The organism is Streptomyces candidus, from assembly GCF_014207445.1.
Taxonomy (GTDB): domain Bacteria; phylum Actinomycetota; class Actinomycetes; order Streptomycetales; family Streptomycetaceae; genus Streptomyces; species Streptomyces candidus.
The window spans coordinates 157038-169344 of record NZ_JACHEM010000014.1; the positions used below are offsets into that span (position 1 = coordinate 157038).

10 protein-coding genes are annotated in these 12307 nt (G+C 72.2%); 5 read left to right on the plus strand and 5 right to left on the minus strand.

Annotated elements, in window-relative coordinates; genetic code table 11:
- Positions 1–243 precede the first annotated feature (243 nt).
- The 3 genes from HNQ79_RS25190 (at position 244) to HNQ79_RS25200 (ending at position 4164) form a co-directional block, all read left to right on the plus strand.
- Complete coding sequence (locus HNQ79_RS25190) at positions 244–732, plus strand: potassium channel family protein (protein ID WP_308437336.1); 489 nt, start codon at positions 244–246, stop codon at positions 730–732.
- Positions 733–924: 192 nt separating this feature from the next.
- Positions 925–2268, plus strand: coding sequence for a chloride channel protein (locus HNQ79_RS25195; RefSeq protein WP_185034847.1), 1344 nt, complete (start codon positions 925–927; stop codon positions 2266–2268).
- 414 nt (positions 2269–2682) lie between these two features.
- A complete protein-coding gene (locus tag HNQ79_RS25200; RefSeq protein WP_185034849.1) occupies positions 2683–4164 on the plus strand; it encodes an MFS transporter in 1482 nt (493 codons plus the stop codon).
- 145 nt (positions 4165–4309) lie between these two features.
- Here the strand turns inward: HNQ79_RS25200 and HNQ79_RS25205 are convergent, their stop codons facing one another.
- From HNQ79_RS25205 to lpdA, 3 genes are all read right to left on the minus strand, one after another.
- Complete coding sequence (locus HNQ79_RS25205; protein ID WP_185034851.1) at positions 4310–4813, minus strand: metallophosphoesterase family protein; 504 nt, start codon at positions 4811–4813, stop codon at positions 4310–4312.
- Positions 4814–5031: 218 nt separating this feature from the next.
- A complete protein-coding gene (locus tag HNQ79_RS25210) occupies positions 5032–5256 on the minus strand; it encodes a hypothetical protein (RefSeq protein WP_308437335.1) in 225 nt (74 codons plus the stop codon).
- 49 nt (positions 5257–5305) lie between these two features.
- A complete protein-coding gene (gene lpdA, locus HNQ79_RS25215) occupies positions 5306–6709 on the minus strand; it encodes a dihydrolipoyl dehydrogenase (RefSeq protein ID WP_185034853.1) in 1404 nt (467 codons plus the stop codon).
- Between the two features lie 669 nt (positions 6710–7378).
- On the opposite strand from lpdA, the gene HNQ79_RS25220 reads away from it, so the two are divergent.
- Together HNQ79_RS25220 and HNQ79_RS25225 are read left to right on the plus strand one after the other, a co-directional pair.
- Positions 7379–8248 (plus strand): alpha/beta fold hydrolase, encoded by an 870-nt coding sequence (locus HNQ79_RS25220; protein WP_185034855.1) that lies wholly within the window; start codon positions 7379–7381, stop codon positions 8246–8248.
- A gap of 158 nt (positions 8249–8406) precedes the next feature.
- Positions 8407–8961, plus strand: coding sequence for a GNAT family N-acetyltransferase (locus tag HNQ79_RS25225; protein WP_185034857.1), 555 nt, complete (start codon positions 8407–8409; stop codon positions 8959–8961).
- Positions 8962–9132: 171 nt separating this feature from the next.
- Here HNQ79_RS25225 and tpg read toward each other — a convergent pair whose 3' ends face one another.
- Together tpg and tap are read right to left on the minus strand one after the other, a co-directional pair.
- Positions 9133–9690, minus strand: coding sequence for a telomere-protecting terminal protein Tpg (gene tpg / locus HNQ79_RS25230; RefSeq protein ID WP_185034859.1), 558 nt, complete (start codon positions 9688–9690; stop codon positions 9133–9135).
- A gap of 3 nt (positions 9691–9693) precedes the next feature.
- Entirely contained in the window at positions 9694–12048 is a 2355-nt protein-coding gene (gene tap / locus HNQ79_RS25235; protein ID WP_185034861.1) for a telomere-associated protein Tap, read from the minus strand.
- Between the last annotated feature and the right edge of the window lie 259 nt (positions 12049–12307).

A 12307-nucleotide genomic window follows, 5' to 3' on the forward strand; every position in this document is an offset into this window, starting at 1 on the left:
TGGCCGGCGCCGTCCCGGGCGTTGCCCGGGACGGCGCCGTGCGGGCGGACGGGTGCGGTGCACGAAGACGCCGAAGGGCCGCGACGAGGTGGCACCCGGACGGCTCCGGCGGAGCGAAGGCATGGTGCGACCCCACCGAACCGGCCCTGCCCGCACACCGGACGATGAAGGAATGGCGGTCTCGCTGACGTGACGGGCAATTCGCGGGGGCCGGCATCCAGGTGGCGACGTCCGACGCTTCTCGTGGTCGCGGCAGTCGTCATGGTGACGGCGTACTTCTTTCTCCCGCTGCAGCTCTTCGGGGCGCATCGGCCGGTTCTCAGCTGGACCGTCGTGGTGTGCGGTCTCGCGCTGGTCGCAGCGGGGCTCCTCGTACAGATCCAGGACGTCATGACCGGCCGGGGCGGAACCCGGCCCGCCTGCCTCATCGCCGCTCTCATGTGCCTGACGATGCTGCTGTTCTCGGCCGCCTACTACGTACTGGCGCGGGAGCAGCAGGAGTTCACCGGGCTGCACACCCGGGTGGACGCCCTGTACTTCACGGTGGTCACGCTCGCCACGATCGGGTACGGAGACGTCACCCCCAGCGGGCAGACGGCGCGGGTGATGACGATGCTGCAGGTTCTCTACAGCTTCGTCTTCCTCACCGCCGGCGCCACCGCGATCACCCGGCATCTCCGTGTGCAGATGCTGCATCGCAGGGACAGGCGCTCCGGGGACCAGGGGCGCTGAGGCCGTGGCGGGGACCAGGGGCGCTGAGGCCGTGGCGACCCGTTCGGCTCGCCCACGCGGGCCCCTCGCGCGGTGCTCGCGTTGGATGGGTGCCATGGTCGTTCGTGCAGGGTGCCGGAGAGGGCATACGCGAGGCAGGGCGTCCGGGGCAGACCTCGGCGGCGCATGCTGCCGTGCCGGGGCCGGTGGCGCATGACGGCCGCCGAGGACGCCGCCGACGCGCACGCGACGGAGGCGGACCGCACCGACGACGCGCGCCGGCTCCTGCTCAGCGGCGGCTACCTGCGCCTGCTGCTCCTGTCCGTGCTGCTCGGTGCCCCCATCGCCGTGGCCTGCTTCTTCTTCGTCGGCCTGCAGCACTGGTTGCAGCACGAGGTATGGACATCGTTGCCCGAGGCCCTGGGCTACGACGAAGCACCCTGGTGGTGGCCGCTCCCCGCACTGGCTCTCGCCGGGCTGATCCTCGCCCCGATCGTCAGCCGGTTCCCCGGCCGCGGGGGGCATCTGCCGGTCCATGGGCTCGGTGGGGCGCCCATCGGGCCGCGTGAACTGCCGGGAGTCGTCGTGGCGGCGCTGGCCACGCTGCCGCTCGGCGTGGTGCTCGGGCCCGAGGCCCCGCTGATGGCAGTGGGCAGCGCGCTCGCCCTTCTCGCCCTGCGCCGCCTCCGGGGCGCGAGCGACCCCCGGACCGCAACCCTCGTGGCGACCGTCGGTTCCACCGCCGCGATCTCCACGATCCTGGGCGGACCGCTCGTGGCCGCCCTACTCGTCGTCGAAGCGGCCGGACTCGCCGGTGTGCGCCTTGCCGTCCTCCTGCTTCCCTGCCTGGCTGCGAGCGCCGCCGGAGCTGTCGTCTTCACGGCCCTAGGCACGTGGACCGGCCTGCCCACCGGAGGGCTCGCGCTGCCCGCGGTGCCGCCCGGTGCCCCTCCGGACGCGGGCGACTTCCTGTGGGGAGTCCCGCTCGCCGCGCTCATCGCGTGCGCCGTGGCGCTCACCCGCCGCTTCGGCGGGCACGTGGGCCGGTGGACGGGCGGCCGTCGCATCGCCCGGCGCACGTGGATCTGTGCCGTCGCGGTGGGTGTCTGTCTCAGCGCGTACACCCTGATCACCGGCCGCTCCCCCGCCGAGGCGGCGCTCTCCGGCCAGGAAACACTCGGTGAGCTCGCGGCACAGCCCGGAGCGTGGCCGGTGACGGCACTGCTCGCGCTGGTCGTCTGCAAGGGTCTCGCCTGGGGCATCAGCCTCGGGAGCCTGCGCGGTGGACCGATCTTCCCGGCGCTGCTGCTCGGTGCCGCGGCCGCCCTCGCCTGCGCCGCGCTCCCGGGTCTGGGAGCGACGCCTGCCCTCGCTCTCGGCATCTGTGCCGCGTCGACGGCGATCACGGGACTGCCGCTGTGCAGCGCGGTGCTGACCGTGCTGCTGCTGGGCGCCGACGCGCACGAGCAGATGCCGCTCGTCGCAATCACTGCCGTGGTGGCGCATCTGGCGGCGACGTTCGTGAACGGCCGCGCCCGGCGGAGCGTGGAGCACTGACCGGCGACGCCCGGAACGCCGCCGTGATGCGGTTCCTCGCCCTGTGCGACGGCGGGGGCATGGGCCACCCCCACGGGCGGTCGGCGGCCGGCCGTGGGGGTGGTACCGGGATGTCGTATCGTGGAGAGGTTGCTGCCCCGGAGAAAACGGCGGGTGGCAGCAGGCTTCCTGTTCCTTCTGTGGCGATCTTGAGGTGTTTTTATCCCCCAGGCCCGGTAGCGGTCCGCAGTTCCCCCGCGTGTCGAGTGTTCGCACGTGTCCGGGGGCGGACTCGCGTTGGCCTGAGTTGCGTCACCCATCGCCCTACGTCGTTCCCGGGTGCAGCTCTGCCGTCTGCCCCGGGCTTCGTGCAGTGCGGCCCCGGTGCGGCTGACAGCCGAGCTCCCCGGTCCCTTTGGATCAGGAGTCCCACCCGTGTCCTCCCCCGCGCTCGGCAACGAGCCGCAGCACACCGCCGCGCCCGCGTCCCGCACCGCACCTGGCCGACCGCCGAAGACGGCACTGGGCGCCCGGATCGCCCTCGTGGTGCTCCTGGTCGCCGAGCTCATGGACATCCTCGACCAGTCGATCGTCCTGACCGCCCTGCCCGCGATCCAGTCGTCGACCGGGGCCGACCCGGCCGCGGTGCAGTGGCTGACCGCCGGATACTCGCTGATGGTGGCCGTCGGACTGATCACCGGCGGACGGCTGGGCGACCTCCACGGCCGACGCAGGATCCTCCTTCTCGGCACCGTCGTGTTCACCGTCGCCTCGCTGCTGTGCGGCGTCGCCGCCGGGCCCGGCGTCCTGATCGGCGCCCGCGTGCTCCAAGGCGCGGGAGTCGCCCTGATGATCCCGCAGGTCCTGGCCACCCTCCACGTCACCTTCGACGGGGAGAACCGCAGCAAGGCGTTCGGCCTGTACGGGGCCGTGCTCTCACTCGCGAGCGTCCTGGGACCGGTCCTCGGCGGCCTGCTCACCGAGGCCGACCTGCTCGGACTGTCCTGGCGGCCGATCTTCCTGATCAACGTGCCCGTCGGCCTCGCGGTGATCGTCCTGGGACGCAGGTTCATCCCCGAGTCGACCGCGCACAAGGCCGGCCGGCTCGACCTCACCGGCATGCTGCTGTCCGCACTGGCCATCGTCCTGATCCTCTTCCCGCTCACCGAGGGCCACGCACACCACTGGCCCCTGTGGTGCTTCGCCATGCTCGCCGCCGGAGTCCTGGTCCTCGGCGTCTTCCTTCGCCACCAGCGGGCCAGGCAGGACAGCGCACCGCTCGTGACGCTGTCCCTCTTCCGGAGCAAGCAGTTCTCCGGCGGCCTCTGCGCACAGCTGGCGCTCGGCCTGCTGTGCGGGCTGTTCTTCATGACGTGGACGCTCTACCTCCAGCGCGGCCTGGGCATGAGCCCCTTCCACGCGGCGGTCGCCTTCGTGCTGCTCGCGCTGGGCGAACTGGCCGGTGCGACGATCGCGGCGAAGAGTGCCGGGCGCTTCGGGCGTCGTCTGCCCCAGGCCGGCGCCCTGATCGCGCTCGGCTCGATGGCCGCCTACGGGTTTCAGATCGGCGTCCGGCAGGCCGATCTGACGCTCCTCGCGATGACGGCCCCGGTGGTACTCATCGGCTTCGGCCTCGGCATGGTCGGCGGCCCGCTCGCCGACATGTCGCTCGCCGAGGTCCCGCACGAGAACGCGGGATCCGCCTCGGGCCTGTTCAACACCGCCATGCATCTGGGCATAGCCCTCGGTACGGCGCTGACCGCCCTCGTCTTCTTCGCCGCCACCAACGGCTCGGCCGACGGCGGGCTGAACCGCGACGCGTTCACCACCGTGCTGTGGTGGGTCGGCGGCACCCTCACCCTGATGTGGGCCCTGATGTTCTGCCTGCCCACGCGAGCGAGCGGCAGGGCCGGCTGAGCAGAACGCGGCGTGGCCCCTGCGTCCGCCCGGGGCAGTTGGCGGGCGAGCGGAGTCCTCGGCGGCGGGCGGATACTGTGGGCGAGCTTCCGCAGCAGCCGGGGGTGGATACGGCCCGCGGCTGCTGCGACGCCGGATTTGTACCTCAGGTGCGGGGCGGCAACCGGTGCAGGCGGACGTCGAGAAGCCGGCCGTCCGACACCTCGGCGGTCATGTACGTGCAGTAGGGCTGTCGCCGCCTGTCGGTCGGCGAGCCGGGGTTCAGCAGACGCAGGCCGCCGGGCGCGACGGTGTCCCACGGAATGTGGCTGTGGCCGAACACCAGCACGTCGAGGTCCGGAAACCGGTCGGCACAGCGCCGCTCCCGGCCCTGCGCCGGCCCCGTCTCGTGTACGACGCCGAAGCGGAGCCCGTCGCACTCCGCACGTGCCACCTCGTCGAGCCGGGCCCGCAGCTCCGGTCCGTCGTTGTTGCCGTGGACGGCGACGAGACGCCGGGCGCGGGCCTGGAACACGTCCAGTGTCGCCACGTCCACCCAGTCCCCGGCGTGGAAGACGACGTCGGCCCGGTCCATCTCGGCGAGCAGAGCGGAGGGCAACTCCCGCGCTCGCTTGGGCACATGCGTGTCCGTCGTCAGCAACAGGCGCACGACCCGCCCCCGTTCCGTCGATCAGCGGTGCACGGCGTACCGGTCGTCGGGTACGCCGTGCGTCATCGTACGTTCCGCCGAGCAGGTGCACGTCGACGACCTGCCGCGAAACCGCCACCTCGCCCCGCCGGTTCCCACGCGCTCTGCGTACCGGCGTGGAACTGCCCCACCGTCAGCACCACCGAGTGTGCCGCGGCGGCCTCGCGGGAGACCACGGTCTACGGGCGGGTGACGGTGTAGCAGGCCGCCACCACCGGGTCGGTCGTCGACTCGGGGCGGGAGCCGTGCCCGCCGACGCCGTGCACAACGGCGTCGATGTCGTCGGAGTCCGACACGGTGAGGTCCGGAGTGTGCGGGAAGAACCCGGCGGGACCGGGCGTGTCGTGCTGGCCGAGCACCACGTCGGGACAGCGGAATCGGTTGTGCAGCCCGTCGGCAACCATGGCCGCCGCCCCCGGAACCGCTCACCGGAGAATCAGGACGCGCACCGGCTCAGAAGTTGATCATGTGCCCGGCAAGCCCGTGCACCGCCTCCTTGACCGCCTCGCCCAGCGTCGGGTGCGCGTGCACGTTGCGGGCGACCTCGTGGACGGTGAGGTCCCACTGCTGGGCCAGCGTCAACTCGGGGAGCAGCTCGGTGACGTCGGGGCCGATCAGGTGCGCACCGATGATCTCGCCGTGTGTGTTGTCGCTGATGAGCTTCACGAAGCCCGTCGCGTCGCCGAGCCCGTGCGCCTTGCCGTTGGCGGTGAAGGGGAACTTGGCGACCTTGACGTCGAAACCCTTCTCCCTGGCCTGCGCCTCGGTCCAGCCGAAGCTGGCGATCTGCGGCTGGCAGTAGGTCGCGCGCGGGATCATCGGATAGTCGAGCTCCATCGTCTCGGCGTCCGCGAGCGTCTCGGCCGCGATGACGGCCATGGCCTCCGCGGTGTGCGCCAGCATCAGCTTCGCGGTGACGTCGCCGATGGCGTAGATGTGCGGCACGGAGGTGCGGCAGCGCCCGTCGACGTCGATGGCCCCGCGCTCGGTGACGGCGACACCGGTCGCTTCGAGCCCGTAACCCGTGACATTCGGTGCGAAGCCGATCGCCTGGAGGACCCTGTCGGCCTCCAGTACCTTCTGCGCACCGTCCTTCCCGGAGACCGTCACCTTGAGCTGCGTACCGGACTCGTCGATCGACTCGACACGGGTGGAGGTGAGCACCTCGATGCCCAACTTGCGGTACTGTCTGGCCAGTTCGGCGGACACGTCCGCGTCTTCGAGCGGGGCGACGCGATCCAGGAACTCGACGACGGTGACCTTCACGCCGTAGTTGTGCAGGACGTACGCGAACTCGATTCCGATGGCGCCCGCGCCCGCGATGACGACGGACCGCGGAACGTCCTCGGCGAGGATCTGCTCCTCGTACGTCACGACGCGCTCGCTGCGCTTGGTGCCCGGCAGCAGCTTCGGGGTGGCGCCCGTCGCGATGATGCAGTTCTCGAACGCGATCTGCTGCGTGGTGCCGTCGGGCCCTGCGACCTGGAGGGTGTGCGCGTCGAGGAAGGTGCCCCGGCCGGAGAACTCGGTGATGCCGTTCTTCTTCATCAGGTAGTGGACGCCCTTGACCCGACCGTCCGCGACCCGGCGGCTGCGCCGGAACGCCTCGCCGTAGTCGAAGGACACCGTGCCGTCGACCTTGATGCCGAAGGTCTTGGCCTCGTGGGTGAAGAGGTGCGCCAGTTCGGCGTTGCGCAGGAGCGCCTTGGTCGGGATGCAGCCGACGTTCAGACACACACCGCCCCAGTACTTCTCCTCCACCACCGCGACCTTCTTGCCCAGTTGGGCGGCACGGACGGCGGCGACGTAACCACCGGGTCCCGCCCCGAGGACCACGACGTCGAAGCGCTCTTGCATGGAATTTCCCCTCTGATCAACCAGTGTGTCGCACCCGGCCGGGCCGACGGACCGCGACGCGAGCCGCACAAAGGGTCACGTCACCTACCGCGCCACCTGCCGTGTGTAGTCCAACCGCCGCGCCTCGAAGGTCATTCCGCGGCGCCACGGCCGATTCGTACCGTACCGGCAACCGGAACACCGCCCGCGGCGGTGGCCGACGGGGCAGGTGCCGCAAGGACCTTGGCGTACTAGCCTGGGGATTCCACGGCGGCGACGGGGGGGGCGGGGACCATGTCCTGGGCGACGACCAGATGTCAGTGCGGCGACGCACGCTTCCGGCACGGCGGCCCCCGGTACGCGGGGGCCTGCAAGGTCTGCGGATGCGCCGCGTTCGAGGGTCCGCCGCCGCTGCCGCTCCCGTCGGAACCGCCGAAGGAGGAGCCCCTCGAACCGCACCCGTCCTGTCCCCTGCAGGAACCCGGCTGCAACGGCATGCATCCCACGATCGGCTGGTGAGGGACCGGGCGCGCGCCGACGGCTCAGCCGAGGGGCTCTGCGTACAACCGGGGCAGTCGGGGCCGGCCCCGCGGAAGAAGGCACGTCGCCCGGCGATGACTTTCGCGTCTGCCCGGGGTCTACCTTCCAGAACCGCAGAAACCCCCGACAGCCCCCGACCAGGAGTCGACCATGACCTCACCCGAAACCCGCACCCTGTCCGTCGCCGGGGCCACCCTCACCTACGACGTGCGCCCCGGTTCCGGCGGGGAAGCCCCCCTGTTCCTGGTCGGCTCGCCGATGAGCGCCGCCGGGTTCGTCACGCTGGCCTCCCACTTCACCGACCGCACGGTGATCACGTACGACCCCCGCGGAGTCGACCGGAGCCCGCGCACCGACGGGGCGGCGGAGTCCTCCCCCGAGGAGCACGCGGAGGACCTGGCCAGGATCGTCGAGGCGGTCGGTGTCGAGACCCTGGACGTCTTCGCGAGCAGCGGCGGTGCGGTCAACGCGCTGGCCCTGGTCGCCCGGCACCCCGCCCTGGTCCGCACCCTCGTCGCACACGAGCCGCCGATCGCGGAGGCCCTGCCGGACCGCGAGGCCGCCCTGCGCGTGTTCGCGGACATGCACGAGACGTACCTGCGCGACGGGCTCGGTGCCGGAATGGCGAAGTTCATCGCGGCGGCGACGCACCAGGGTGAGTTCCCGGAGGACTGGGCGGACGGACCCGCGCCCGACCCGGCGGCCTTCGGCCTGCCGACGGAGGACGACGGTGCGCGCGACGATGCCCTGCTGGGCCAGAACCTGCGCAACTGCACGGGCTACGAGCCGGACTTCGCGGCGCTGCGCGCCGCCTCGACCCGCCTGGTGATCGCGGCCGGCCGGGAGTCCGAGCAGGAGATGACGGCGCGGGCGGCGGTGGGGGTGGCGGAGCGCCTGGGCCTCGCACCGACGTGGTTCCCGAGCCACCACGGAGGCTTCCTGGGCGGGGAGTTCGGCCAGGAGGGACAGCCCGCGGAGTTCGCGAAGACGCTGCGCTCGGTGCTGGACGGGCAGCACTGACCGGGCTTCGTGCCCGCGCGGGTCGCGCGGCTCCGCGCCGGCGGGCCGCGTGACCGCCACGCTTCCGGGCCGTGGGGCGCTCGGTGGTTTCAGGCACACTCTTGGCGCACCGGGACGGAATCGTCCCGGTGCGGGCACGGCCCCCTGGAGGCTTTCCGGTGATGACCTGGCGTCGGCTCGCCGAGCGCGACTTCCCGCTGCTGATGTCCTGGTTGAGGCAGCCGCACGTGGCTCGTTGGTGGAACCATGAGACCTCGCTCGCGACGGTGTCACGGGACTTCGGCCCCGCCGCCAGGGGCGAGGAACCGTCGGAAGACCTTCTCGTCCACCTCGACGACAGCCCGGTCGGCTTGGTTCAGCGCTGCCGGCTGTCCGACTACCCCGAATATCTGGCCGAGTTGGCCACCCTGGCCGAGGTGCCTCCCGGAGCGATGACCCTCGACTACCTGATCGGTGAGCCGCACCACATCGGCCGGGGGCTCGGCACTCGGATGATCCAGTCTGTCGTACGGGCGACCTGGACGGACCACCCCGACGCGCCGTGTGTCCTGGTGCCGGTGTCGGCGGCCAACCAGGCGTCCTGGCGGGTGCTGGAGAAGGCCGGACTGCGCCGGGTCGCCGAGGGCGATCTGGAGCCGGACAACCCTGTCGACGACCGTGCCCACTACCTCTACCGGATCGACCGGCCGGGCGCGGCGGGGTCGGGCACGTAGCCGGAGCCGGACCCGGTTCGCGTGCCGTGGCGCCTGCCACCGCACCGGGACACGCGAGGCCCGACGCCCGGGGGCGGGCTCGGCTCGGCTGGGCGCGGACCGACTCGAACGCTCAGGGGCGGGGGGACGCTTACGGGCAGCGCACCGGCGGGACCCCGCCGAGCCCGGTCCCTACAGCTCGATGTCGAGTCGTTCCACGTCGGTGAACTCCACGCCCAGCCCGTGCGCGCGGCTGTCGTTGGCGCGGAAGTACATCTGGGCGAGGCCGTCGGCCGCGATCCGGTGGAGCTGCTGTTCGTCGGCGCCCTGTTCCCTGGCGGTGAACAGGCGGTCGGCCCACTGGGGCGGCAGGGCCTGGGTGATGTCCCGTACCCGGGCGTCGTCCGTCGTGCCCCCGGCGGCCTCGAACCCGAAGCGGGCGCGCGTGGAGACGACCAGGCCGTCCGTGGACGCGGCCTTCTTCCTCGCCCTCGCGCGCACCTGCGGCTGCCACCGCTTCCTGACCTCACGCTCCAGGCGACCGCGGAGGTCCTGCCGGGGCCGCTTGAGCTGTCCCTTGACGTACCGCTCCACGGTGCGCTGGGAGACGCCGAGAACCTGGGCGGCGGCCCTGGTGCCCTTGAGCTGCTTCACCAGGTACTTCATCTGCGCCTGGGCGCTCTGCGGGATGCGGCGGGTGAACGCCCCCTCCAGCGCGCGGTCCAGACTGTCCGCGAGCGAGTCGACCACGGGTTACTCACCTTCTCCGGCCATGGGGTCGTTCTTGATGAGGTTGGCGACGTTGAAGACGCCGCCGCGCTCCTCGAACAGCGCTTCCGCCCACAGGACGGTCCGGGTGCCCTGGTGCTTGACCATCCCGGGCGAGACCCCGAGCCGGAACGTGCCCGGCACCGGCTTGCCGTCCTCCGTGCGCGGCAGGATGTCCAGCGGGGACGGGCCGGGCGAGGGGTAGACGATGGCGTCGGTGCCGATGGAGACCGGGTAGAGGCCGGCCGCGGCCGCCGTCTTCATCAGCTTCCGGTGCAGGCCCACGCGCTGGTTTGCCAGTACGGCGGCCCGGATGTCGGGACGCCACGTCTCCCGCTTCAGCGCCGGGTACTCCTCGTAGTACGGCACCTGGCCCCGGCTGCGCTGGCGCAACTTGCCGATGCCGCCCTTGGCCGTCGCCTTGATCGCGGTCTCCAGCAGCGCCATCGTCGGATCGACCTGCTTGCGCCGCGCCATCGCGTCCAGGAACTCGCTTCCCCCGAGGCCGCTGGTGACGCCCATGTCGGCCATCGTCTCGACGTACGCGTCGCGCAGCCGCTTGTACCAGGAGTCCAGGTAGCGGCTGTTCTGGGTACGTACGTAAGCCTCGATCGGCGTGACGTCGAAGCCGAGCTCCACCGCGTAGGCGACGGTGGGCGTGGCGTACCAGGCCGGGCCCTCGGGCCGGTCGCCCTTCGGTGTGAACGGGCTCGGGAGCCGGTCGCCGTCGACGGTGCGGCCGTTGACGCGGACGCGGGAGAGGTCGACGTGGCCGAGGTCGACCAGCCAGGAGCCGGGCAGCGATGCGTCGAACGCCGGGTGGCCGGTGAGGTGGGTCGGTCCGTTCAGCCCGACGGTGAGCCCGTTCGCGGCCGCGGCGAACGACATGTTGATGTCGACCGCGACCAGGAACTGGTTCGCGCACTCCTCGTCGGTCAGCGGCCGGCACCAGTCGTAGGGCTCCTCCATCAGCATCTCGGCCGGGGTGCGCAGATGATGCCGGGCGAACTTGCCCCTGAGGACCGGGTGTTCGTCGGGGACCTCGCACTCCACCACGTCGTACCGGGCGATCAGCGCGTCGTCGTTGAAGGCCCGCTCGAACTCGCCGGTGGCCGGGTTCTTCTCCGCGCGGGTCGGCGGGCGCAGCGCGGTCATCAGCTCCAGGCCCGTGGTCGCGGTGCTGCCGCGCGGCGTCGTCACCCGCTCCGCGTACAGGCCGAGATAGCGGGCGAGGTCTGCCGGGTGCATCGTCGGCAGCTGCGGGTCGTCCTTCTTGTCCCACTCCCGGGCGTCCAGGGCGTTCCAGGGCAGGACGCACAACTGCACGCAGCGGCGCCTGGAGCCCTCGGGGTCGCGGAAGACCCGGGCCCACGGCCCGAGGCCGCGCTGGGTGAGCTGGAGGCCGGCCCGTGCGATCTGCCTGACCACCTTGTGGCTGTCCGGCAGCCGGCTCGCGTGCCGTTCCTCGTCCGAGAGGGTGGCGGGCAGGCCGTAGCGCTCCAGCGCGGACGCGGTGAGGACGAGGATCGGGTCGGCGTCGCGGCCGTGCCGGTGCAGCCGGGTCTGCCCGAGCCGGGCCTCGGTCAGCGTCCAGTCGACCAGCGCCGGCAGCGACTTGGCGGGGACGTCCAGGACGAGGCCGCCGACGCAGTACGCCGACACCTGCCCGTCCTCGCAGTCGATGACGGCGAGCGGGCCGTTCTCGAAGCGCGGGTCGGCGGGGGCGGACGTCGTCGTGGTCCTCCTGGCCACCGACTTCTTCGCCGCAGGACGACGCGACGACGCGCCCGCCGGCTGGGCGGTGCTGCGCACCGACGGGCGGGACAGCGGTACGGAGGCGGGCGCCGGGTCGGGTTCGGGGGGCGGTTCCGTGGCGGGTTCCGGGACCGATTCGCGGGCCGGTTCCGGGACCGCGCGAGCGAACGCCTCCGGCGCCACCGGGGCCGGGGCGGCCGGGGGCGCTGCGACAGCGGGGACGACGGTGGGCCCCTCGGGGGGCGGAACGACGGCGGGCGCGTCAGTGGCCGGGACGACCGCAGGCGCCTCAGCCGCCGGGACGACGGCGGGCGCGTCGGTGGGCGGGGCGGGGAAGCGGGCCGCGAGGCCTTCCAGCAGCCGTGCGTACGCGGCACGCTTGGGCGGCCGCGGCTCGCTCCGGCCCGCTTCCCAGTTCCCCACGGACTCGCGCCGGGCGGTGAGCGCTCTGGCGATCTGTTCCTGGCTCAGCCCGGCGGCCTCCCGCAGACGCTTGCGTTCCGCGGGCGGCGGCAGGGGATCCTGGGCGACCTGTTCCAGCAGCGCGTCGACCGCACTGAACAGGGCCCCTTCATCGTCGGACATACGGTTGGCCTCCATCAGGCCGCACCCTACCTCAAACACACATGTATCGCACGTGGTTTGCGCCCCGATTGCGCAGAGGTGTCGTCGGGGTGCCCGTGCAGTGTGCCAGTCCGGCCGGACCGGGGCACGTATGACGAGGAGTGGGCGGCGGCGCATTCGCGCGACAGTGGGCGGGCCCGTCGTCGCCGTACTTGCCGGGGCACTCGTGGGTTCATTGTGGAGGAGTCATGGACTTGCTCACCGTCCACGACGAGGCGGT